This is a genomic window from Microbacterium sp. Leaf151 (assembly GCF_001424225.1).
Lineage (GTDB): Bacteria > Actinomycetota > Actinomycetes > Actinomycetales > Microbacteriaceae > Microbacterium.
Genome location: NZ_LMOR01000002.1, coordinates 301,243 through 323,334, shown reverse-complemented (window position 1 = coordinate 323,334; position 22,092 = coordinate 301,243). Strand labels below are relative to the sequence as shown.

Here is a 22,092-nt window from a genome sequence, read left to right as displayed (position 1 = left end):
TCCCGTCCAGTCTAGGGGCGGCGTGCGGCGGGAGCCGACGGGCGCCGAACGCCTCTCACCAGTCGATCGGCCGCGTCTGCCCGATCAGGCACCCGCCCGACGAAAGGCCGGGTAGCACCGTCGTGACGGGATTGCCGATGGAAGGTCCGACCTGACCGACGAGGCAGTCCGCGCCCAGCCGGACGGAGAACTCGATGCTCTCGGCGGCGTTCCCGATCGTCGACTCGTCGGGTGTCACCTGCATAGCCCCCTTGTCGAACCCCGCCCCCGCCAGCGCGTCGATGTAGGCGCGTCCGTCGACCTGACCGGGTCCCGCCCAGACCGTGGCGACGACCTGCGTGAAGAAGGGGAGGTTCTGCTGCGCGCTCCCGCCCGGAACGAATGCGACGGCAGCCGGCGAGCTCGGTGCAGCGGTAACGGCATCCGTCGGAGCCGACGACACCGGGGCGCTCGTGTCGACCGTGTCGGTCGGCGTCGTGGGAGATTCGCCGGTGCAGCCCGTGACGGCCAGAACGGCCAGGAGGGTCAGGGCGGCGAGAGGGCGACCGAAGGAGCGAGACACGGCTTCGAGTCTACGGACCCGCACGCCGCGCTCCCTCGGCCGCCGCCCACCGCGGGCAGTGGTCAGAACGGTCTGTCGGGGTCCATCGCAACGGCGCCACCCGGGCCCGCGCCGACACCGACCGGTTCGTTCGGCGCACCCGGCACCGACCACGCCGCCTCCTCCGCGGCGTCCGCCCCTTCTGCTCCGCCACGGGCGGTGGCCGCCGTGACGGAGTCGGATGCCGCCTCCGTCGGAGCGCCGGGCTTGGGCGCACGGTCGAAGCGCGTGGTTCCCCACCGCAGATCGTGGCCGATGGCATCGGCGACGACATCGGCGCTCACACCGCGTTTGGTCTCGGTCTCCCACTCGCGCAACCTCAGTCTTCCGCTCAAGACGACGCGCTCGCCTTTTCGCAGCGATCGGAGCGCATTGGCGCCCAACTCCCCGAACACGGAGATCGAGTAGTAGTTGGTGTGCGCGTCCACCCACTCACCGCGCTCCTTGTCGAGCCTTCGCTCGCCGACGGCGAGACGAAAGGCGGCGACGGAGCCGCCGGCACGTGTGGCCCGCTGTTCGATGTCCCCGACGATGTTGCCCACGAGGGTGATGTGATCGCTCATGATGTGTCCTCTCGACGTGATGTGCGCTCCGGCATCCGTGTGCCCGACGGATGCCGGAGTTCACTCAGAATGACCGGGTCGAGCGAGCGCGGGTGACACGATTCCACCGTTCCGTGGAGGGATGACGGTGACGCTCGGCTGGGGAGGAACGGCCCCTTGCCCGCGCCGGAGTCGATGTCGGAGGTCGGTCGTACCGTCGAGGCATGACCACCGCACTGTGGAACGATCTCGCCCCGGCTCCGCGCTCGGCCGGGTGGGGAGCGGCGACGCACGTCGCCGCCGGCCTCTGGCGCATCGCCGATCCGCGCGGCATCGTCGTGGGTCACATCCGGGCGATCTCGTCCGACGGCGGCTGGCGCTACGCGGCCGAGCGGTTCCACGCCGCATCCGGCGGCTTCCGCCGGCTCGGAGAATTCTGGTCGTCGAGCGACGCGCTCGAGTGCCTGCGCTATGCGCGCTGATGCGCAGTCGGCGAAGCGTCAGCTCCAGCCGGGCGGGTCAGACGACCCGGGCGAAGTCTTCGCGGGCGGCACTCGTCCGACCGCCGCGCACATCGTCCCAGGCGGCGCGCAAGACGTCGACGGCACGTTCGAGCGTCGCCGGGGGCGACGTGAACGGAACGCGCAGGCGCCGATCGTGACCGCCCTCCACGGCGAAGCGCGACCCCGCCGAGAGCGCCAGCCCACGCGCGCGGGCATTCATGACCAGCGGCGTACTGAGCGGCTCGCCGAGACCCACCCACAGCGACACGCCGCCGAACACGTCGGGCACTTCCCAGTCGGGCAGCGTCCGGCGAAGCGCCGCGACCAGACTGTCGCGGCCCGCGCGCAGCAGCTCCCCGCGTTGATGCGCGATCTCGTCGAGACGGGGTACGAGTCGCCGGGCGATGGCCTGCTCGATCTCGGGAGTGCCGAGATCGTGCACCGGACGTCCGCTCGCGAGGCGCCTGACGATGTCAGGGGCCGCGCGGATCCACCCGACGCGAAGCCCGCCCCACACGGTCTTGCCGAGCGATGCGACACGGATGATGCGATCGTCGTCGGGGAACGGCGCAGGTCCGACCGGGCGGTCGATGTCGAGCTGCGCCGTCGTCTCGTCGAGCACCAGCAGCGTGCCCGCCGCCTGGGCCGCCGATACGAAGGCCGAAACCTCTTCGAGGGTCATGGTCCGGCCCGTCGGATTGTGGAAGTCGGGCATCAGGTAGGCCAACGTCGGCAGAGCGCGGGCGAAGCTCTGCGCGGCGCGCTCGAGGTCCCATCCGGTGTCCGAGTCGACCGGCACGCCGATGAGCCGCGCCCCGACGCGTCGGAAGGCGTCGGCGGCGTGCGGATACGTCGGCGTCTCCAGCATCACCCGGTCTGCTCGGCCGAGCAGCACCGAGGCGATGAGGTGGATGGCGCTCTGGGCGCCCGTCGTGACGAGGATCTGGTCGGGCGACGTGGGCATGCCGCGCCCCGCGTAATGCTGCGCTATCGCGGCACGCAACCCCGCGTCGCCGACCACGTCGTACCCGATACGCGAGACCAGGGCAGGGGCATCCTGCGTCGCCTCGGCGATGACCGCGGGCAGGCCGGGCCACGCGGCGGGGCTCGCCTGCTGCAGGTCGATGGCCGCATCGCCGGCGTCCAACCGCCCGGGGTCGTTCCTCCGCAGGGGAAGCGTCACGCTGCCGCTCCCGCGCAGACTCTCGATGTGCCCGCTGTCGCGCAGACTGCGGTACGCGGCAGCAACCGTCGTCCGGCTCAGGTGCAAAGCCGACGCGAGTTCTCGCTCAGCGGGCAGGGCCGTCGAGGGGGCGAGCCTGTTGTCGAGACACAGCAACCGGATGCCGTCGGCGAGTGCCTCATAGGCGGGTCCGCTCCCCCGCCAGCCGCCGAGAGCGACGGAAAGAGCGCGAGCGGAGATGCGGGAGTCCATCGTGCCACGATAGCCGGATTGGCATCCTCACCTGCGTCCAATCTCATGATTGGATCTCTCCATGCTCTCCCGAATCTCCCGCCTGTTCGTCGGACTCGTGCTGTACGGCGTCGGGTGCGCGCTCACCGTGGCCGCCGGACTCGGCGTCGACCCGTGGACGGTCTTCGCTCAAGGCCTGTCGCGCGTCACGGGCCTCGGGATCGGCTGGATCACCAACATCGTCGGTCTCGCCGTGCTGCTGCTGTGGATCCCGCTTCGCCAGAAGCCCGGGGTCGGCACCATCGCCAACATCCTCCTCGTCGGGACGAGCATGCAGATCGCACTCGGGATCCTCCCGCACCCCGACGCACTCTGGATGCAGGTGCTGCTGCTCGTCGCGGGTGTCGTGCTGGTGGCGGTCGCCTCGGGGCTCTACATCGGCGCCCGCTTCGGACCCGGCCCACGCGACGGACTCATGACGGGTCTGCATGGACGGCTCGGATGGCCCATCTGGGCGTGCCGGCTCACGGTCGAGGGAACGGTGCTCATCCTCGGCTGGCTCCTCGGCGGGACCGTCGGCGTGGGCACGCTCGTCTTCGCCCTGGGCATCGGCCCACTCGTGCACGTCGCGATGCCGTTGCTCGCCTTCACCCGCACCGCGCCGCGCACCCGGCGGCTCGCCCGCGCGTGACGCGGGGCCCGGTCATACCGAAGCGTCCAATGGCATGCCGGTTCCGATGAGCACCACCGGAGTGGGTTTCCCCGCGAAAGCGAAGCGCGTACTCAGCGCCACCCGACACGTGCAGTGATGCGCCCCCGGGCCGGATCCTCCGAACCCGAGAGGCGCAGCCATTTTCAGTGCTCGCGGAACTCCGGCCGGTCGCTCCCGGGCTTGAGGTGGGAGTGGAGGGCGTTCTTCGCGATCTCCATCGACGGGTAGACGCCGAGCCGCTCACCCTTGCCCGCCATGTGCACGCTGTATCCCTCGGCATCCTGCTGGATCTTCCCGACGACCCCGACGGGTCCGTAGGCCACCCAGAGACGCTTGGTCACCGTTTCCGACATGAGTGCTCCTTCGCTCTCGTTGCGCCGGAGATTACGCCCGCGCGGGCGGGCGCGCCAGGGGCTGGTGCGGCGCGTCGGCGACGACGGATATCCTGAAGACGACCCCCAGTAGCTCAGTGGATAGAGCAGCGGCCTTCTAATCCGCCGGTCACACGTTCGAATCGTGTCTGGGGGACCAGATCCCCTCGCCGAGCCCCCTCACTAGAATGTGGGGATGGTAAACGCCTCCGAGAACGACCGGCTCGTCTGGATCGACTGCGAGATGACGGGCCTCGACCTCGCGGTCGACGAACTCGTCGAGATCGCCGTCGTCATCACCGACTTCGAGCTGAACGTGATCGACCCCGGCTTCCAGATCGTCATCAAGCCCGACGACTCCGCCCTGGCCAACATGGGCGACTTCGTCACCGAGATGCACCGGTCCTCCGGCCTGCTCGACGAAATCCCGCACGGGGTGAGCCTCGCGGATGCCGAGTTCCAGGCGCTCGAGTACATTCAGCGCTTCGCCCCGGTCGAGGGCAAAGCGCCCCTCGCCGGCAACACGATCGGCACCGATCGCATGTTCCTGGCGAAATACATGCCGCGCGTCGACCGGTGGCTGCACTATCGCAACGTCGACGTCTCGAGCATCAAGGAGCTCTCGCGCCGGTGGTACCCGCGCGCCTACTACCAGGCGCCGGCCAAGCACGGGGGCCACCGCGCCCTCGCCGACATCCGCGAATCGATCCGCGAACTTGCCTACTATCGCGCCGCGGTCTTCGTCCCCCAGCCCGGTCCCACGAGCGACGAGGCGAAGGCCGTTTCGACGGCAGCCGTGTCGTCGTTCGCACTGGACGTATGACATAATCGTTCAGTTGTCTGCTGCGGCAGACACATGGTGGCTATAGCTCAGTCGGTAGAGCACCGCGTTGTGGTCGCGGGGGTCGCGGGTTCAAGTCCCGTTAGCCACCCCAGTCGAACCAAAGGAAGATCGGGCAAAAGCACGCTCCTCCCTCATCGAGAGCCCGGCGGACACACTCCGCCGGGCTCTCGTGTTTCCGGCCCGCGAGGACCGCGCGCCCGTAGAATCGACGACGGAGTAGCGACCCGACGCCGGAGCCGGCCACGTGCTCCACACACCCCCGGGAGGTTCGCGTGCACGACGGCGAAGACCCGTACGCGGGGAGCATGACGACCTCGTCCGAGCGCGAGGGGGCCACGACGCCGACCGGTGACGGCATCCAGGATCATCCCGCTCTCACCCTCGACGCCGAGGCTTTCGAACGCCTCGTGGTGGACGAGCTCGATCAGCTTCCCGACGACATGATCGAGGGCCTCGACAACGTCGTCTTCGTCGTCGAGGACCGCCCCGAGGACGGCTCCCTCGACCTGCTGGGCCTGTACGACGGGTGGGCGTTGACCGAGCGCGATCGATATGGCGTGGGGGAACTCCCCGACCGCATCATCCTGTACCGCGAGCCCCACCTCGCGGCGTGCGCCGACGAGGACGAGTTGCGCGATGAGATCCACACGACCCTCGTGCACGAGATCGCCCACTTCTACGGCATCGACGACGAGCGGCTCCACGAGCTCGGGTGGGCGTGATGGGTGGCCTGACCATGCCCGACCTCGACGCCGAAACCGATCGGGCGCCGTCGGAACAGCCCCCCTCGACGTGGCAGACCGTCGTGTGGAACGACCCCGTGAATCTGATGAGCTACGTCGCGCACGTCTTCCGCAACTACTTCGGCTTCGACGCCCCCACCGCGCACCGTCTGATGCTCGCCGTTCATCACGACGGCCACGCGGTCGTCGCGCGCGGACCCCGAGAGGTGATGGAGGCGCACACGCAGGCCATGCACGACTTCGGCCTCTGGGCCACTGTCAGAAAGGACCCGGCGTGAGTGAGCGCATCGTCGTGCTCGAGATCAGCGGGCTCGAAGCTCTGCACCTCGCCGGCATCGTCGGTCAGTTCCGCGATCTCCTCGCCGACACCCGGTCGGCCGCCGATCCCGCGGTGACGCGGCTGCTTCCCGATGCGTACCCCGACGATGAGGCTGCGAGTCGAGAATTCCGCCGACTGACGGGCGGCGACCTCCTCGAGCGTCGAGGGCAGGATGCCGCGACGGTCCTCCGGACCCTGGGCATCGACGGCGCCGATCTCGACCCCACGAGCGACCCGGATGCCACGATCGCCGTCGCGCTGGGCGAGGGCGAGGCCCTGGCATGGATGCGGACGCTGTCGGCGGTCCGTCTGGTGCTGGCGACACGGCTCGGCATCCAGACCGAAGACGACCATCAGCCCGACGACCCGCGCTTCGGGGTGTACGACTGGATCGGTTACCGCCTCGACGGGTTGATGACCGCCCTCGACCGACGCTGACCGCGTGTGCATGATGGACGACGCGTCGAGGACGACGACGCTACGGCACCCGAACGACCAGCGAGGCGAGCGAAACCGGGTCGTGCACGGCGATGTGATGGTCTTCTTGAAGCGCCCACCGGTCCCAATGCGGACGGTAGGTGTCGCCGTCGCGGCTCAGAGCGCGCGCTTTGCGCGACGAGGTCGGCGCCTCGACCCAGACCGACACGTCGGCGAGGGCGGCGACCTCCGGTGTGAGCAGACCCGAACCTTCGACGACGAGGGGCAGCGACGGATCGACCGCATGGGCCTCGGCCCGTGCGTCCGCCTCCCAGTCCCACCGTTCCCACACCCCGATCAGCCCCCGCGCGTGGGGGCGCAGGATGCTCTCGCGCGCGTAGGCGACGCCGTCGGCGAGGCCGTCCCAGCCCGGGTAGACGTCATCGAGCGCGACGAGCTGCACGCGGTCCCGACCGGGCCAGCCGGCGACGAGCCGGCGGGCGAGAGAACTCTTGCCGGCCCCGCTGCGGCCGTCGAGCACGACCACCGGGTTGGACGCTCCGACGGCGGCGACGCGGTCGGCCAGCGCGACCACCGCCGCGCCGAGGGCGACGTCGATCGGATCGGTGTTACTTCTTGAGGGCGCGGATGACACGGCTGAGCGCGCGACCGGCGACCCACACGAACGGGATGCCGACGGCGAGCAGCGACACGAGGTTCGGATCGAAGCGCAGGTCGTCGCCGCGGCGGATGTAGGCGCCGAGCGGCAACGTGTAGCCGCCACCCCCGCCACCGCCGTTGCCCTGCTCGTCGGAGCCGCCGCCGTAACCGGCCCACACGAGGGCGACGGGGACGATGCGCACGCCGTCGACATCCTGCTGCTCGCCGTATGCGGCGGAGACGCCGAAGTGGGTGGACTGCTTGCCGAGTTCGAGTGCAATGTTGGGCATGTGCACCACCGTAGCGGGTGGCTCCGTCGCGTCGAAGGGGCGTTGCATCGAGCTCGCGCGCGTGCGACGTCCCAGCCGGGTCCCCGACCTCGTCGAAGGGGCCGCGCGGACCCGGGCCACGCCGAGGCCCCGAGCGCGTCAAGAGGGCCGGTCTCGCCAAGCCGCTGTATCGGAGTTCGTGAGCTCGCGAAGGGACCGCACGGACCCGTACCGAAGCCCCCCGAGCCCATCGGAAGGATTCATCCCACCAGACCGCTGCACCGAGGTTCCTGAGCCCGGCGGAGGGCACGTGCGTCCCGACGACTCAGTGGTCGTACGACGGCCGCGGGTTCGTCGGCAGCGCTCCCCCACCCCGTGACGGTCCCAGCAGCGAACCGCGTGTCACCGCGCCGCGTCCGAAGCGGGCGGTGGCCCCATCGAGCGCCCCCTCGACGCGGCGCCACTCGGCGTCGTCATCCCAGAGGGTGGCCGCCATGGCCGCGGGCTTGAGTTTCTCGCCGCGCACTCCGACGAGCCGCACGGCCTGCCGGCGGTCGACGGAATCGAACAGCTCGATCGCCGCGTCGCCGATGCGCTGGCCGACCGAGGTGGGCTCGGTCAGCGTGCGCGAGCGGCTCAGCGTCGTGAAGTCGGAGAAGCGCACCTTGATGGAGATGGTCGACGCCTCGTACTGCTGGGCACGCAGACGCGCGCCGACACGGTCGGCGAGGCGTCGGAGTTCGACGTGGAGCGTGGCGGTGTCGGAGATGTCGGTGTGGAAAGTCTCTTCGTGACCGACGCTCTTCTCGGAGCGACCCGTGTGCACCTCGCGCGCATCGATGCCCCGCGACAGATGCCAGATCCGCTCGCCCATCGCGCCACCCAGGACCTGATCCAGGGCATGCCGCGGAGTGTCGAGGATGTCGGACACGAGCCGGATGCCGCGGGACTCCAACGCCTCGGCCGCCTTGGGGCCGACGCCCCACAGCGCCCGCACCGAACGGGGTCGGAGGAACGCTTCGGTGTCGGCCGCCGCCACGACGAGCAACCCGTCGGGCTTCGAGATCGTCGAGGCCATCTTGGCCACGTGCTTGGTCGCCGCCACGCCGATGCTGCAGGTGAGTCCGGTCTCTGCCCTCACCCGGGCGCGCAGCTCGCGGGCGATGGTGCCGGGGCTGCCCCAGAGCCGCCGCGCGCCGCGGACGTCGAGGAAGGCCTCGTCGATCGAGAGGGGTTCGACCAGAGGAGTGACGTCGTGAAAGAGTGCCATCACCTGACGCGACATCTCGGTGTAACGGTGGTACGGCGGATTGACCACGATCGCCGTCGGGCACAGTCGAAGGGCGATGGCGACGGGCATGGCCGACTTGACCCCGTACCGACGGGCCTCATAGGACGCGCTCGAGACGACGCCACGGCCCTCGGATCCCCCGATGATCAGCGGCTTGCCCGCCAGCGACGGGTCGTCGAGGACGGCCACAGATGCGAAGAACGCATCCATGTCGACGTGCAGGATGCCCGTGCCGGTGTCATCGGCGTCGGCGCGCGAGACGATGCGCCCCGTGCCGTCTCCGCGTCCCATGCTTCCATTGTCTCCCGGACCTCCGACATCGGGCCGGGGCCGGGGCTCGCCCGGCCGCCGACCCTTGACGGAACGACGGATGCCACGACCCCGAGCCGTTCATGACGGCCGAGGTCGTGGCATCCGGTGTCTCACAGCGCGGCGGCGCGCTCCAGCACGAGCTCGCGTACACGCGCGGCGTCGGCCTGACCTCTCATGGCCTTCATGACCGCGCCGATGACGGCGCCGGCTGCCTGCACCTTGCCGTCGCGGATCTTCGCGAGCACATCGGGCTGAGCGGCGAGGGCGGTGTCGATCGCCGCGATGAGCGCCCCGTCGTCGGAGACGACCGCGAGACCGCGCGAGTCGACGACCTCCTGCGGTGTTCCTTCGCCGGCGATGACGCCCTCGAGCACCTGGCGCGCGAGCTTGTCGGTGAGGGTTCCCGCGTCGACGAGCTTCTGGAGCGCGGCGACGTTGCCGGGCGACACGAGGTCGGCGGCGTCGCGCTCCTGGGTGTTGGCGACGCGGGTGATCTCACCGGTCCACCACTTTCGAGCGGCCGCGGGGGCGGCACCCGCCGCGACGGTCTCGGCGACGGCGTCGAGCAGTCCACCGTTCGCGACGTCCTGGAACTCCAGGTCGGTGAAGCCCCATTCGGCCTTCAGACGGCGACGGCGAGTGGCCGGCGGCTCGGGGAGAGCTGCGCGCAGCTCTTCGATGAGCGCCGGCGCGGGGACCACGGGCAGCAGATCAGGCTCGGGGAAGTAGCGGTAGTCGTCGGCATCCGACTTGGGACGGCCGGGCGAGGTGCGCCCGGTGTCCTCGTGCCAGTGCCGCGTCTCCTGCGTGATCGTGCCGCCCTTGGCGAGGATCGCGGCCTGCCGCTGGATCTCGTAACGCACCGCTCTCTCGACCGAGCGCATCGAGTTGACGTTCTTCGTCTCGGTGCGGGTGCCCAGCTTCTCCTGACCGCGGGGGCGCAGCGACACGTTCGCGTCACAGCGCAGGTTGCCGCGCTCGAGCTTCGCCTCCGAGATGCCGAGTCCGCGGACGATGTCGCGGATGGTCGCGACATAGGCCTTCGCCAGGTCGGGAGCCGAGTGCTCGGCACCGAAGATGGGCTTGGTGACGATCTCGACGAGGGGGACTCCGGCGCGGTTGTAGTCGACCAGCGAATACTCCGCACCCTGGATGCGACCGGTCGAGCCTCCCATGTGGGTGAGCTTTCCCGCGTCCTCCTCCATGTGCGCCCGTTCGATCGGGATCGTCACGATCGTCCCGTCGGCGAGTTCGACGTCGACCGAGCCCTCGAAGGCGATCGGCTCGTCGTACTGGGAGATCTGGTAGTTCTTCCCGAGGTCGGGGTAGAAGTAGTTCTTCCGCGAGAAGCGGCTCGACGGAGCGATCGAGCAGCCGAGGGCGAGGCCGAGGCTGATCGAGGAGCGGATCGCCTCCTGGTTGACCACCGGGAGGGCACCCGGGAGTCCCATGTCGACGGGGGCGACGAGCGTGTTGGGCTCTGCGCCGTGGTTGGCCTCGTTGGCCGGGTTGGGTGCCGCCGAGAACATCTTGGTGGCGGTGTTCAACTCGACGTGCACCTCGAAGCCGAGGACGGGTTCGAAGAGCTCGAGCGCCTCGTCGAAGTCCATGAGTGCGTCTTTGGCCATCAGATCAATCCTGCCTTCGGTCCCTGAGCCTGTCGAAGGGTGAGAGAGGGGGCACGATCCAGCAGCGGTCCGCCCCATTGGTCGACCAGCAGCGCTTCGAGCGCCGCGCCGACACGGTACAGACGGGCGTCTTCGCGGGCGGGGGCGAGGAATTGGATGCCAACGGGCAGACCGTCTTCTTCGGCGAGGCCGCTGGGGATGGAGATGCCCGGGACTCCCGCGAGGTTCGCCGGGATCGTCGTGATGTCGTTCAGGTACATCTGCAGCGGGTCGTCGATCTTCTCGCCGATGCGGAACGCCGTGGTCGGTGCCGACGGGGTCGCGATGACGTCGACCTGGCCGAAGGCCGCGTCGAAGTCCTGCTGGATGAGCGTGCGCACCTTCTGCGCGCTGCCGTAATAGGCGTCGTAGTAGCCGGCCGACAGGGCGTAGGTGCCGAGGATGATGCGTCGCTTGACCTCGGGGCCGAAGCCGGCGTCGCGGGTCGCGGCCATGACGTTCTCGACGGTGGCCGCGCCCCGCGGGTTCACACGCATGCCGAAGCGCACGGAGTCGAACTTCGCGAGATTGCTCGACGCCTCGGCGGGGAGGATCAAGTAGTAGGCGGCCACGCCGTATTCGAAGTGCGGCGCGCTGATCTCGACGATCTCGGCCCCCTGTGCCTCCATCGCCGACAGCGCCGCACGGAACGACGCGGTGACACCCGACTGGAAGCCGCTGCCGTCGAGCTCGCGGACGACGCCGACCCTGAGTCCCTTCAGCACCTGACCCGTCGCACCCTCGCGGGCGGCCGCGGCGAACGACGGCCACGCGTCAGAGAGCGAGGTCGAGTCGTTCGCGTCGTGTCCGCCGATGACGTCGTGCAGCAGTCCCGCGTCGAGCACGGTGCGGGTGACCGGCCCGACCTGATCGAGGCTGGATGCCAGCGCGATGGCGCCGTACCGGCTCACTCCGCCGTAGGTCGGCTTCACGCCCACCGTGCCGGTGACGTGCGCAGGCTGGCGGATCGAGCCGCCGGTGTCGGAGCCGAGGGCGAGCGGCGCCTCGAAAGCGGCGACGGCCGCGGCCGACCCACCGCCGGAGCCTCCGGGGATGCGGTCGAGATCCCACGGGTTCCGGGTGGGGCCGTATGCCGAGAACTCGGTGGAGGAGCCCATCGCGAACTCGTCCATGTTGGTCTTGCCCAGCGGAACCAGGCCCGCAGCGCGCGAGCGCGCAACGACAGTGGCGTCGTAGGGCGACATGTAGCCCTCGAGGATCTTCGATCCGCTCGTGGAGGGCATGTCGGTGGTGACCAGGACGTCTTTCACCGCCAGGGGAACACCGGCCAGCTCGTGCAGCGGCTCACCGGCGGCGCGGCGGCGGTCGATGTCGCGCGCGACGTCGAGCGCGTGGTCACTGACGTGGAGGAAGGCGTGGACGTCACCGTCGACGGCGGCGATGCGGTCGAGATGCGCCTGCGTGGCTTCGACGCTGGACACCTCGGATGCCGAGAGCTTCGCGGCCAGCTCGGCTGCGGTCAGGCGGGTGAGATCGCTCATCGTCCCTGCTCCTTCTTCGCGGACGCAGTGCACACGAGGTCGGTCGTCGACGGGATGTTGCCGGTCACTGTTCCTCCCCCAGGATCGCGGTGACGCGGAAACGGCCGTCGGCTTGGTCGGGCGCGTTCTGCAGCACCTGCTCGCGCGTCAGCTGCGGCTGCACGACGTCGGGGCGGAAGACGTTCTCGAGCGGGATCGGGTGGCTCGTCGCGACGACATCCGGGGTCGCGACCTCGGACACCTTCGCGATGTTGTCGACGATGGCATCCAGTTGGCCGGTGAGGCTCTGCACCTCTTCGTCGCTCAACTGGATCCGAGCGAGCACACCGAGATGGCGCACGAGATCAGGGGTGATTTCAGACACCCGTCGAGTCTAGTTCGCGCGTCGCCGACACCCGGGACCGCGGTGGATGGGGTGCGCGTCGATTCCCGTCCCCCGGGAACCGGGTGACCGATCGTTCCTCGTCGGCTGTGGACAGGTCGGCCGGCGGGAACAGCCCGCGTTCTAGGCTGGCCGGGTGACGAGCTTCGATCCGCCGCGACCCTGGACCACGAGCTACGCCGCGGGGGTGCCGGAAGACCTGGCCCCGCAGAGCGGTTCGCTCATCGACATCGTCGACGCGTCCGTCCGCGATTATCCCGACGCCCCTGCCCTGCAGTTCTTCGGACGGGAGACGACCTACGCCGAGCTCTCCGAGCAGATCGCGCGCGCAGCTGCCGCCTTGGCGGCCCAGGGTGTCCGTGCGGGGGATCCCGTCGCCATCGTGCTGCCGAACTGTCCGCAGCACATCGTCGCCTTCTACGCGGTGCTGCGCCTGGGCGCAGTGGTGGTCGAACACAATCCGCTCTACACCCCGCGCGAACTGCGCAAGCAGTTCGAAGACCACGGTGCGAAGCACGCGATCGTGTGGAGCAAGGTCGTCGCGACGGTGCAGGAGTTCCCCGTCGACCTCCGCGTCGACACGCTCGTCTCGGTCGACGTGACCCGCGCGATGCCCCTGATGACGCGTCTCGCCCTCCGACTTCCGCTCGCCAAGGCACGGCGGTCGCGGTCGGCACTCCATGCGAAGACGAAAGGCGCGGTCGACTGGGACGATCTCGTCCGGCACACGGCGCTTCCGGCCTCGCATCCCGGCCCCGCGGCCGATGACCTCGCGATCATCCAGTACACGAGTGGCACGACGGGCACACCGAAGGGTGCGATGCTCACTCACGCGAACCTCCTCGCGAACGCCGCTCAGGCGCGGGCGTGGGTCCCGCAGATCGTCCGGGGCGAGGGGTGCGTGGTCTACGCGGTCCTGCCGATGTTCCATGCCTACGGCCTCACGCTGTGCCTGACATTCGCGATGTCCATGGGCGCGCGTCTGGTGCTCTTCCCGAAGTTCGATCCCGATCTCGTGCTCGCCGCCACGAAGAAGCACCCGGCCACGTTCCTCCCGCTCGTGCCGCCCATCGCCGACCGGCTCCTGACGGCGGCGCAGCAGCAGGGTGTCTCGCTCGCCGGCACCGACGTGGCCATCTCCGGCGCCATGGCCCTCCCGCACGAGCTCGTCGTGCCGTTCGAGAAGGCGACGGGCGGGTTCCTCGTCGAGGGGTACGGCCTCAGCGAGTGCTCCCCCGTGCTGATGGCGAACCCCGTCGCCGACAACCGTGTCGCCGGAACGGTGGGGCTGCCCCTCCCGGGGACGGAGTGCCGCGTCGTCGACCCCGACGACCCGCACACCGACGTCGAGCGCGGCGAACTCCTCGTACGGGGGCCGCAGGTGTTCCGCGGGTACTACGGCAAGCCCGAAGAAACCGCGGCCGTGTTCGTCGACGACTGGTTCCGCACCGGTGACATCGTGACGATCGACGAGGCGGGCTTCGTCCGCATCGCCGACCGGATCAAAGAACTGATCATCACCGGCGGCTTCAACGTGGCCCCCACCGAGGTCGAGAGCGTGCTGCGCCAGCACCCGTCCGTGATCGACGTCGCGGTCGTGGGGCTGCCCGACGAGCACTCCGGCGAGCAGGTCGTCGCGGCGGTCGTCCCTTCGGATCCCGACACGTTCGAGGCGGAGGCCGTCCGCGCGTTCGCGCGCGGCATCCTGACGCCCTACAAAGTGCCGAAGCGCCTCGTCGTGGTCGAGGAGCTCCCGCGCTCGCTCATCGGCAAGGTCCTGCGGCGGCAGGTGCGCGACCAGCTGTTGTCCGACTGAGCCGCCGCGGCGGAGGCTACCGCGTTCGCGTCCTTCGCTACGGTGGCAACGCGGGTCGATCGCGGCCCGGCTGTGACTTGTGGGGGTAAATCATGACCAGAACACGTGTGCCGTTCGCTCTCTTCGCCGCGTCGGCGCTGCTGCTGCTCGCCGGCTGCTCCGCCGGTGACGCCTCGACGACAGCGGCCGAGTCGGTGGCACCGGCCGCCTCGACCCCGGCGGCCTCGTCACCGTCGCCGGAGGCCGCCGACACGGAGGGCGGACAGTCGAAGGCCGACGCCTGCCAGATCGTCATCGCGTCCTTCCGCGACGTGGTGTCGACCAGCCAGGCCATGGACACCGCCGACCTGCAGGGCACTCTCACGGCCTTCAACGCGCTGACCGAGAAGGTACAGGGCGAGTTCTCGCGCATCACGAACGAGGAGATCGCTCCCGTCGCGCAGAAGGCCGGCGCCCAGCTCGACGAGTATGCGGCGTTCCTCGAGGGCTTCACGGCCGACCCCACCCGAGCGAGCGAGTTCGGCGCTCAGGTGACCGCGCTGCAGGAGAGCTTCACGCAAGCCGGAACGGCCTGCCAGGGCTGACATCGGACGAAGGGGCGGGTGCTCGGTCTCCCGCCCCTCCGTCGTCTCCTCCCGCCGGACGTGTCAGTCGGCGGAACCGCCGCCCGCGTCCTCATCGACCGTCTCTTGATCGCCGTCGAGCGCCGCAGGGCCCTGCTCGACGAGGATGCGGAACTGCGCGGCATCCAGAATCCGCAGCCCGAGTGCCTCGGCCTTCGCGAGTTTGGATCCTGCACCCGGACCCGCCGCGACGAAGTCCGTCTTCTTCGACACGCTCGACGCCGCCTTGCCCCCCGCGGAGATGATCGCCTCCTGCGCGCCCTCGCGCGTGTACCCCTCGATCGAGCCTGTCGCCACCACCGTGACCCCCACGAGCACGCCGCCCGCGGCCGCCGCGGCTCCCGGACCGGGATGGCCGGGAATGGCGAAGCGCACGCCGGCGGCCTGCCAGCGGTCGACGATCTCGCGGTGCCAGTCGACCTCGAACCAATCGATCACCGCGTCGGCGATGATGCCGCCCACCCCTTCGACAGCGGCGAGCTCTTCGCGTGATGCCGCGCGGATGGCGTCGAGCGAGCCGAACCACTGCGCGAGGGCGCGGGCTGCGACCGGTCCGACGTGACGGATGTTGAGCGACACGAGCAGACGCCACAGGTCTTTCGTCTTGGCCTTCTGCAGTTCGGCCACCAGCTTCGTCGCCTGCTCCGACGGGAGTACCTCTCGGAAGTCTTTCCGGATGCCGCGGCGTCGCCGTTCGGCGGCATCGAGTTCTTCGCTGCCCGGCGGGTAGGACGCGGGACCGAGCTTCTGGAAGGGAGCTCGTCGCACCAGTTCACCGGTGTCGGGGTCGATCTTGCGTTCACCCGTTTCGGACTCACGGACGACCACCTCGATGGGGACGAGCTCCTCGATCGTCAGATCGAACAGCCCCGCCTCGGTGTCGAGCGGCGGCCGCTCGGGCACCTCGGGCTGCGTCAGGGCCGCGGCCGTCACTTCACCGAGTGCCTCGATGTCGAGGGCGCCCCGCGAGCCGATGTGCTCGACGCGCCCGCGGACCTGTGCCGGGCAGGATCGCGCGTTCGGACAGCGCAGGTCGATGTCGCCCTCCTTCGCGGGCCGGAGCGCCGTGCCGCACTCGGGGCAGTCGGTGGGCATGATGAAGGCGCGTTCGCTGCCGTCTCGCAGTTCGACCACCGGCCCGAGCACCTCGGGGATGACGTCGCCGGCCTTCCGCAGCACGACCGTGTCGCCGATGAGGACGCCTTTGACCTTCACGACGTCCTGGTTGTGCAGGGTCGCCTGTCGCACGACGCTGCCCGAAACCTTCGCCGGCTCCATGACCGCGAAGGGGGTCGCACGGCCCGTGCGCCCGACCGAGACGACGATGTCGAGCAGCTTCGTGTTGACCTGCTCGGGCGGGTACTTGTAGGCGATCGCCCAGCGCGGAGCGCGGCTGGTCGCCCCGAGTTCGTCGTGCAGCGCGAGCTCATCGACCTTGACGACCACGCCGTCGATCTCGTGCTCGACGGCGTGCCGATGCTCACCGTGGTGCGCGACGAACGACAGGACGCCGTCGATGGTCGACTCCACCCGGCTGTAAGGGGATGTAGGCAGGCCCCACGATCCGAGGAGGTCGTAGATCTCGCTCTGCGCCGCCACCGGCGGCTCGGGCCACGCGCCGATCCCGTGGACGTAGAGCGCGAGCGACTCGATACGGGCGAGCCCTGCTTCGAGCTCGAGCCCGGTCTTCTTCTCGATCTGCTGACGGAGACCGCCGCTGGCGGCGTTGCGCGGATTCGCGAAGGCGGGGAAGCGTCGGGCGGCGGCGATCTCGGCCTTCTCTTCGTCGAAGGCGCGCGCACCCCGACGGCCTGCCGCCCGTTCGCGCGCCTCGGCGACCGCGCGGTCGCGGTACTCCCCCTGCAGACGGTTGAGGTTCTCGAACTTCGCCACCGGGATGAAGACCTCACCGCGTACCTCGACGAGAGCGGGATGGCCCTCGCCCGAGAGCCGGCGCGGGACCCCCGTCACGCGCAGAGCGTTGTCGGTGACGATCTCGCCGACGCGCCCGTCGCCGCGGGTCGCCGCCGACGTCAGCACGCCGTTCTCGTAGCGCAGGTTGATCGCCAGGCCGTCGATCTTGAGTTCGCTGAGCCAGTGCACCTTCCGCCCGGCGGCCGCCTCGGTCTTGACAGCCCAGTCGCGCAGCTCGTCGGCGGAGAAGACGTTGTCGAGGCTGAGCATGCGCTCGGCGTGCTCGATGGTGGCGAGGTCGGTCGCCTCGGCCGCGCCCACCGAGAGGGTGGGGCTGTCCTGCCCCTGCAGCTCCGGATGCAGCCGTTCGAGGGCTTCGAGCCGGTGCATCCAGCCGTCGTAGGTGGCGTCGTCGACGAGCTCAGCGTCACGCCCGTAGTACACCTCGCGCGCACCGACGATGCGCTGGGTGAGGTCGGCCGCCTCGACACGTGCGTCGTCGAGGGAGAGGTCGGGAAGCTGGTCGGGGGAAGTCACCGTCTCAGCTTAGGGACGGGCTCCGACATCGTCCGAGGGCCTTGCTGTGTCGACGATGCCCGGCGCCCGGGTGACGAGCGGAGGACCCGGGACGGAAAGAGGACCCCCACGTGAACGGCACCCTCCGCTCGTCCAACGCCCTCCCCCGATCACACTTACCGGGTCGGAAACGCGGCGCCCCGGCTCAGGCGTCGACCGGCACCGCCGACACGGTCCGGTCGATCGTGAACTGCCCGACCACGCGCGTGCCGTCGTAGAGCACCGCGGTCTGCCCCGGAGCGACGCCGTCGAACGGAGTGTCGGGCCGCACCGTGAGCAGACCGTCTACCAGAGACGCGAACGCGGGAACCGGGTCGGCGTGCGCACGGATCTGCACGTCGCAGGCGAAGGAGTCGGTCGACGGTGCGCGTCCCGCCCAGGTGAAGCGCTCCCCCGCGATCTCGGAGCAGGCGAGCGCCTCCTTCGGGCCGACGACGACCGTGTTGTTGACCGGCCGCACCTCGAGCACGAAGCGGGGCTTTCCATCGGCCGCCGGCACGCCCAGCTGCAGACCGCGGCGCTGTCCGACGGTGAACGCGTGAGCGCCCTCGTGCGAACCGATCACGGCGCCGGTGCGGTCGAGGATCTCGCCGCGCTCGGCCCCTACCTTGTCGGCGAGCCAGCCGCGCGTGTCGCCGTCGGGGATGAAGCAGATGTCGTGGCTGTCGGGCTTCTGCGCCACCGAGAGACCGCGCGATTCCGCCTCCGCACGCACGAGCGCCTTCGACGGCGTGGACCCCAGAGGGAAGGAGGTGTGTGCGAGTTGCTCGGCGGTGAGGACGCCCAGCACGTACGACTGGTCCTTGGCGTTGTCGGACGCGCGGTGCAGCTCACGGCCCTCGGGCGTGTCGACGAGGGTCGCGTAGTGGCCGGTGCACACGGCGTCGAAGCCGAGCTCGAGCGCGCGCTCCAGGAGGGCGGCGAACTTGATCTTCTCGTTGCAGCGCATGCAGGGGTTCGGGGTGCGACCGGCACGGTACTCGGCGACGAAGTCGTCGATCACGTCGTCGCGGAAGCGCTCCGAGAAGTCCCACACGTAGAACGGCATCCCGAGCTTGTCGGCGGCGCGGCGCGCGTCCATCGCGTCTTCGATCGTGCAGCACCCCCGGCTGCCCGCGCGGAGCGTGCCTCCGGCACGCGAGAGCGCGAGATGCACGCCGACCACGTCGTGCCCCGCCTCGACGGCGCGGGCCGCCGCCACCGCGGAGTCGACCCCACCGCTCATCGCCGCCAGAACTCGCATCGCCCCAGTCTACGAACGTGCCGCTGTACGGGCGCCGGATGCCACGGCTCGGGCGTAGGCCTCGGGCAGGCGGGCGAGCACGTCGTCGACGTCGGACGAGGTGGAGGTGTAGCCGAGGGTGAAACGCAGCACCGAACGCGCCGCCCGGTCGTCGAGGCCGAGGGCCAGGACGACGTGCGACGGCTCGGCGACGCCCGCCTGACACGCCGACCCCGTCGACACCGCGATCCCCGCCATGTCGAGCAGGAACAGCAGAGTCTCGCCCGCGGCATCCGGGAACAGCACGTGCGCATTGCCGGGGAGGCGATCGTCCGGGTCGCCGAGCAGGCGCGCCTGCGGGATCGACGAGCGGATGCCGGCGATCAACCGCTCGCGGAGGGCGACGAGCCGCGCCGACTCCCCGACGCGCTCCGCCTCAGCGGCGCGGGCCGCCGCAGCGAACGCGGCCGCCCCGGCGACGTCCTGGGTCCCCGCGCGAAGGCCCCGCTGCTGGCCGCCGCCGTGCACCAGCGGGGTCAGCCGCGCATGCCGCGACACGACCGCCGCGCCCACCCCGACGGGGCCGCCGACCTTGTGCGCCGAGACCGACATCGCCGCGAGACCCCCGGGGGCGGTGCCTTCCCCCCGCCAAGCGGCGAAGTCGACCTCAACCTGCCCCAGCGCCGAGACGGCGTCGAGGTGCAGGGGAACGGAGGCCCCGGATGCCGCAGCGGCCAGGCCCGCGGCATCCTGAAGGGTCCCCACCTCGTTGTTGGCCACGAGCGCGGTCGCGAGGGCCGAACCGGGAAGGGCCGAGGAGAACGCGTCGGCGTCGATGCGCCCGCGCGCGTCGAGCGCCACGGCGCGCACCGCCGCGCTCTCGGCAGACGCGAGCCAACTCACCACGTCGAGCGTCGCATGGTGTTCGCCGTCGGGGAGCACGACGGCATCCCTCCCCTCGGGCCGCGACCACCACAGGCCCTTCAGCGCGAGGTTGGCCGCCTCCGTGCCGCCGGAGGTGAAGACGATCTCGATGGGCTGGCAGCCGAGCACCTCGGCGAGCTGCTCGCGGGCGTCTTCGAGCAATCGACGCGTCGCCTGGCCCGCTCCGTGGATGGATGACGGATTGCCGAGCACCCGATGCGCGTCGAGCCACGCGTCGCGGGCTTCTGCGCGCAGCGGCGTCGTCGCGGCGTGATCGAGGTAGACCTGCACCCTACGTCCCCCTCACGCTGTCCGCTGCCTTCACTACCCTAAGACGCATGGTCCGAACCGAGCCCGCCCTGGCGACCCGTCCTGCTCTGCTGAACCCCGCGTTCGACGACCTCGGTGTGCGCCTCGGCCCCGACGGCGGAACGCTGCGCGTCTGGTCGGCGTCGGCCGATGCGATGCAGCTGCTGATCTTCGACGACGTCGATCTCGACTGGGCTACCGAGACGATCGCCCTCTCCCCCGTCGGAGGCGGAGTCTTCGAGGCCACCACGCCTCTGCTGCGCCCCGGCGCGCGCTACGCCATCCGCGTCGGCGGGCCGCACGGTGCGGGCCACACCTTCAACCCGCAGTCGTTGCTCGTCGATCCTTACTCGCGCGGACTCGTCTCGGGTAGTTTCGGCGACTGGCGTTCGGTGGTGGTCGACGGTTCCTTCGACTGGGGTACCTCGACCAAGCCGCGCGTGCCGCTGGATCGCACGGTCATCTACGAGGGCCACGTGAAGGGCTTGACCAAGCGGCATCCGTTCATCCCGCCGGCGCTGCACGGCACGTATGCGGGCCTCGCCCACCCCGCGATGATCGAGCACCTTCTCTCACTGGGTATCACCAGCGTGGAGCTGCTGCCGGTACACGCGTTCGCGACCGAACCGCGGCTGCTTCAGCTCGGTCTCACCAACTACTGGGGCTACAACACGCTGAACTTCTTCACCCCGCACGCGCCCTATGCCACGGCGGCGAACCGCGCAGAGGGGCCCGAGGCCGTCCTGCGCGAGTTCAAGGGAATGGTCAAGCTGCTGCACGAGGCGGGGCTCGAGGTCATCCTCGACGTGGTCTACAACCACACCGCCGAAGAGGGCCTCGGAGGGCCACGCACGAGTCTGCGCGGAATCGACAACCGGTCGTACTACCGGCAGACGGCGGAGGGCGCGTACATCGATGAGACCGGGTGCGGCAACGCGGTCAACACGTCGACGGATGCCGCGGCCCGTCTCGTGCTCGACTCGGTGCGCTACTGGGCGGACGAAGTGCAGATCGACGGGTTCCGCTTCGATCTCGCGGTGACCCTCGGCCGCGACGAAAGGCATTCGTTCGCGCCCGACCACCCGCTGCTCACCGCGCTCCGCGAAGAAGCCGCCGTTTCAGGCACGAAGCTCATCGCCGAGCCGTGGGACGTCGGGATGGGCGGCTGGCAGACCGGCAATTTCGGCGACGGCTGGCTCGAATGGAACGACCGCTACCGCGACCGTGTCCGCAACTTCTGGCTGAGCGACATCGACTACGCCCGCCGCGCCGACACCGCCCCCGTCGGCATCGGCGGGTTCGCCACGCGCCTCGCCGGCTCCTCGAACACTTTCAGCGAGGAGCGCGGGCCCCTCGCGAGCGTGAACTTCGTCACCGCGCACGACGGCTTCACCCTGCGCGATCTCGTGTCGTACGACGTCAAGCACAACCTCGGCAACGGCGAGCAGAATCGGGACGGAGCCGACACCAACCGCTCCTTCAACCACGGGGCCGAGGGCCCGACCGACGATCAGCGCGTTCTCGCCACCCGGCGAACGGCCATGCGCAACCTGATGGGCACGCTGCTGCTCTCGGCAGGGGTGCCGATGATCACCGCCGGCGACGAGATGGGACGCACGCAGCGCGGCAACAACAACGCCTACTGCCATGACTCGGCCCTCACCTGGTTGTCGTGGGACATGGCGCCGTGGCAGCGCGACCTTTTCGCCCACACGCAGCGATTGCTCCAGCTGCGTCGCGACAACCCGGCGTTGCGTCCTCAGCGCTTCGCGCGCCTCGGGGAGCAGATCCCCTCGGCGTCGGTCATGGAGTGGTTCGACGAGCACGGCCAGACCATGTCGAGCGACCGGTGGAACGACCCGGCCCACCGCACGCTGCAATACCTCGCGACCTCGACACCCGAGCTCGAGGCGCCCAATCGCGTGCTGTTGGTCATCCACGGCACGGAGCACCCATCCGACATCGTTCTCCCCGACCTCGAGGACGCCGTATTCGTCGAGCTGTGGTCCAGCGCCGACGAGACACCCTCCGACGTCCGCGCGACGTTCGCGCCGGGCGACGTCGTTCCCCTCGCCGGTGCGTCGATGCGGTTGTTCCGCGTCGACTGATCAGGCCCCGCTGTCAAGGCCGCACGAAACGATGCGGCAACGTCGGTGGCC

General features: G+C 70.0%; 22 protein-coding genes and 2 tRNA genes. 11 read left to right on the top strand and 13 right to left on the bottom strand.

The window, feature by feature from the left end:
• Nucleotides 1-55: 55 nt before the first annotated feature.
• Both ASF76_RS17300 and ASF76_RS05600 read right to left on the bottom strand, forming a co-directional pair.
• Nucleotides 56-562, bottom strand: coding sequence for a DUF6993 domain-containing protein (locus tag ASF76_RS17300; RefSeq protein ID WP_200936084.1), 507 nt, complete (start codon nucleotides 560-562; stop codon nucleotides 56-58).
• A gap of 62 nt (nucleotides 563-624) precedes the next feature.
• Entirely contained in the window at nucleotides 625-1,164 is a 540-nt protein-coding gene (locus tag ASF76_RS05600; RefSeq protein ID WP_055954244.1) for a single-stranded DNA-binding protein, read from the bottom strand.
• Between the two features lie 203 nt (nucleotides 1,165-1,367).
• On the opposite strand from ASF76_RS05600, the gene ASF76_RS05595 reads away from it, so the two are divergent.
• Complete coding sequence (locus tag ASF76_RS05595; RefSeq protein WP_055954241.1) at nucleotides 1,368-1,625, top strand: hypothetical protein; 258 nt, start codon at nucleotides 1,368-1,370, stop codon at nucleotides 1,623-1,625.
• Nucleotides 1,626-1,662: 37 nt separating this feature from the next.
• Here the strand turns inward: ASF76_RS05595 and yczR are convergent, their stop codons facing one another.
• Nucleotides 1,663-3,081 carry a MocR-like transcription factor YczR gene (gene yczR / locus ASF76_RS05590; protein ID WP_055954238.1) on the bottom strand — a complete coding sequence of 473 codons (1,419 nt, stop codon included), beginning with the start codon at nucleotides 3,079-3,081 and terminating at the stop codon, nucleotides 1,663-1,665.
• A 61-nt stretch (nucleotides 3,082-3,142) separates the two neighbouring features.
• Between yczR and yczE the strand changes: the two genes are divergently transcribed.
• Entirely contained in the window at nucleotides 3,143-3,751 is a 609-nt protein-coding gene (gene yczE / locus ASF76_RS05585) for a membrane protein YczE (protein ID WP_055954235.1), read from the top strand.
• Between the two features lie 164 nt (nucleotides 3,752-3,915).
• Here the strand turns inward: yczE and ASF76_RS05580 are convergent, their stop codons facing one another.
• A complete protein-coding gene (locus ASF76_RS05580; protein ID WP_055954232.1) occupies nucleotides 3,916-4,125 on the bottom strand; it encodes a hypothetical protein in 210 nt (69 codons plus the stop codon).
• A 102-nt stretch (nucleotides 4,126-4,227) separates the two neighbouring features.
• Between ASF76_RS05580 and ASF76_RS05575 the strand changes: the two genes are divergently transcribed.
• The 6 genes from ASF76_RS05575 to ASF76_RS05550 all read left to right on the top strand — a co-directional run bounded on the left by ASF76_RS05575 (nucleotide 4,228) and on the right by ASF76_RS05550 (nucleotide 6,487).
• A tRNA-Arg gene (locus ASF76_RS05575) sits at nucleotides 4,228-4,303 on the top strand.
• A 36-nt stretch (nucleotides 4,304-4,339) separates the two neighbouring features.
• Nucleotides 4,340-4,966, top strand: coding sequence for an oligoribonuclease (gene orn, locus ASF76_RS05570; RefSeq protein WP_055954229.1), 627 nt, complete (start codon nucleotides 4,340-4,342; stop codon nucleotides 4,964-4,966).
• A 36-nt stretch (nucleotides 4,967-5,002) separates the two neighbouring features.
• Nucleotides 5,003-5,078: transfer RNA gene (locus tag ASF76_RS05565), tRNA-His, on the top strand.
• 349 nt (nucleotides 5,079-5,427) lie between these two features.
• Nucleotides 5,428-5,709 carry a metallopeptidase family protein gene (locus ASF76_RS05560; protein WP_235561256.1) on the top strand — a complete coding sequence of 94 codons (282 nt, stop codon included), beginning with the start codon at nucleotides 5,428-5,430 and terminating at the stop codon, nucleotides 5,707-5,709.
• Nucleotides 5,709-6,008 carry an ATP-dependent Clp protease adapter ClpS gene (clpS, locus tag ASF76_RS05555; protein ID WP_082484915.1) on the top strand — a complete coding sequence of 100 codons (300 nt, stop codon included), beginning with the start codon at nucleotides 5,709-5,711 and terminating at the stop codon, nucleotides 6,006-6,008. The genes ASF76_RS05560 and clpS overlap by 1 nt, the downstream gene beginning before the upstream one ends.
• Entirely contained in the window at nucleotides 6,005-6,487 is a 483-nt protein-coding gene (locus ASF76_RS05550) for a DUF2017 family protein (protein ID WP_200936083.1), read from the top strand. The genes clpS and ASF76_RS05550 overlap by 4 nt, the downstream gene beginning before the upstream one ends.
• A gap of 40 nt (nucleotides 6,488-6,527) precedes the next feature.
• Here ASF76_RS05550 and ASF76_RS05545 read toward each other — a convergent pair whose 3' ends face one another.
• The 6 genes from ASF76_RS05545 to gatC form a co-directional block, all read right to left on the bottom strand.
• Nucleotides 6,528-7,121 carry a hypothetical protein gene (locus ASF76_RS05545; protein ID WP_235561242.1) on the bottom strand — a complete coding sequence of 198 codons (594 nt, stop codon included), beginning with the start codon at nucleotides 7,119-7,121 and terminating at the stop codon, nucleotides 6,528-6,530.
• Nucleotides 7,096-7,416: a hypothetical protein gene (locus ASF76_RS17430; protein WP_055954219.1), complete on the bottom strand. Its 321-nt coding sequence runs from the start codon at nucleotides 7,414-7,416 to the stop codon at nucleotides 7,096-7,098. Before ASF76_RS17430 ends, ASF76_RS05545 begins: the two co-directional genes overlap by 26 nt.
• A gap of 304 nt (nucleotides 7,417-7,720) precedes the next feature.
• The gene (locus ASF76_RS05535; RefSeq protein WP_055954216.1) at nucleotides 7,721-8,977 is read right to left on the bottom strand and encodes a DNA polymerase IV; all 1,257 of its coding nucleotides are present in this window, start codon (nucleotides 8,975-8,977) and stop codon (nucleotides 7,721-7,723) included.
• Between the two features lie 131 nt (nucleotides 8,978-9,108).
• The gene (gene gatB / locus ASF76_RS05530) at nucleotides 9,109-10,626 is read right to left on the bottom strand and encodes an Asp-tRNA(Asn)/Glu-tRNA(Gln) amidotransferase subunit GatB (RefSeq protein WP_055954213.1); all 1,518 of its coding nucleotides are present in this window, start codon (nucleotides 10,624-10,626) and stop codon (nucleotides 9,109-9,111) included.
• Nucleotides 10,626-12,167, bottom strand: coding sequence for an Asp-tRNA(Asn)/Glu-tRNA(Gln) amidotransferase subunit GatA (gatA, locus tag ASF76_RS05525; protein WP_055954210.1), 1,542 nt, complete (start codon nucleotides 12,165-12,167; stop codon nucleotides 10,626-10,628). Before gatA ends, gatB begins: the two co-directional genes overlap by 1 nt.
• Before the next feature lie 64 nt (nucleotides 12,168-12,231).
• Nucleotides 12,232-12,531 carry an Asp-tRNA(Asn)/Glu-tRNA(Gln) amidotransferase subunit GatC gene (gene gatC / locus ASF76_RS05520; protein ID WP_055954207.1) on the bottom strand — a complete coding sequence of 100 codons (300 nt, stop codon included), beginning with the start codon at nucleotides 12,529-12,531 and terminating at the stop codon, nucleotides 12,232-12,234.
• A 154-nt stretch (nucleotides 12,532-12,685) separates the two neighbouring features.
• Here gatC and ASF76_RS05515 point away from each other — a divergent pair, with 154 nt between their 5' ends.
• Nucleotides 12,686-14,365 (top strand): long-chain-fatty-acid--CoA ligase, encoded by a 1,680-nt coding sequence (locus ASF76_RS05515; protein WP_055954204.1) that lies wholly within the window; start codon nucleotides 12,686-12,688, stop codon nucleotides 14,363-14,365.
• 92 nt (nucleotides 14,366-14,457) lie between these two features.
• Nucleotides 14,458-14,949 carry a hypothetical protein gene (locus tag ASF76_RS05510; protein ID WP_055954201.1) on the top strand — a complete coding sequence of 164 codons (492 nt, stop codon included), beginning with the start codon at nucleotides 14,458-14,460 and terminating at the stop codon, nucleotides 14,947-14,949.
• Nucleotides 14,950-15,012: 63 nt separating this feature from the next.
• Here ASF76_RS05510 and ligA read toward each other — a convergent pair whose 3' ends face one another.
• The 3 genes from ligA to ASF76_RS05495 form a co-directional block, all read right to left on the bottom strand.
• Entirely contained in the window at nucleotides 15,013-17,439 is a 2,427-nt protein-coding gene (gene ligA, locus ASF76_RS05505; RefSeq protein WP_055954198.1) for an NAD-dependent DNA ligase LigA, read from the bottom strand.
• 184 nt (nucleotides 17,440-17,623) lie between these two features.
• Nucleotides 17,624-18,721, bottom strand: a complete 1,098-nt coding sequence (gene mnmA / locus ASF76_RS05500) for a tRNA 2-thiouridine(34) synthase MnmA (RefSeq protein ID WP_082484883.1) — start codon at nucleotides 18,719-18,721, stop codon at nucleotides 17,624-17,626.
• A 9-nt stretch (nucleotides 18,722-18,730) separates the two neighbouring features.
• Nucleotides 18,731-19,915 carry a cysteine desulfurase family protein gene (locus ASF76_RS05495; protein WP_055954192.1) on the bottom strand — a complete coding sequence of 395 codons (1,185 nt, stop codon included), beginning with the start codon at nucleotides 19,913-19,915 and terminating at the stop codon, nucleotides 18,731-18,733.
• 47 nt (nucleotides 19,916-19,962) lie between these two features.
• Between ASF76_RS05495 and glgX the strand changes: the two genes are divergently transcribed.
• Nucleotides 19,963-22,041, top strand: coding sequence for a glycogen debranching protein GlgX (gene glgX, locus ASF76_RS05490; protein ID WP_055954189.1), 2,079 nt, complete (start codon nucleotides 19,963-19,965; stop codon nucleotides 22,039-22,041).
• Nucleotides 22,042-22,092 lie beyond the last annotated feature (51 nt).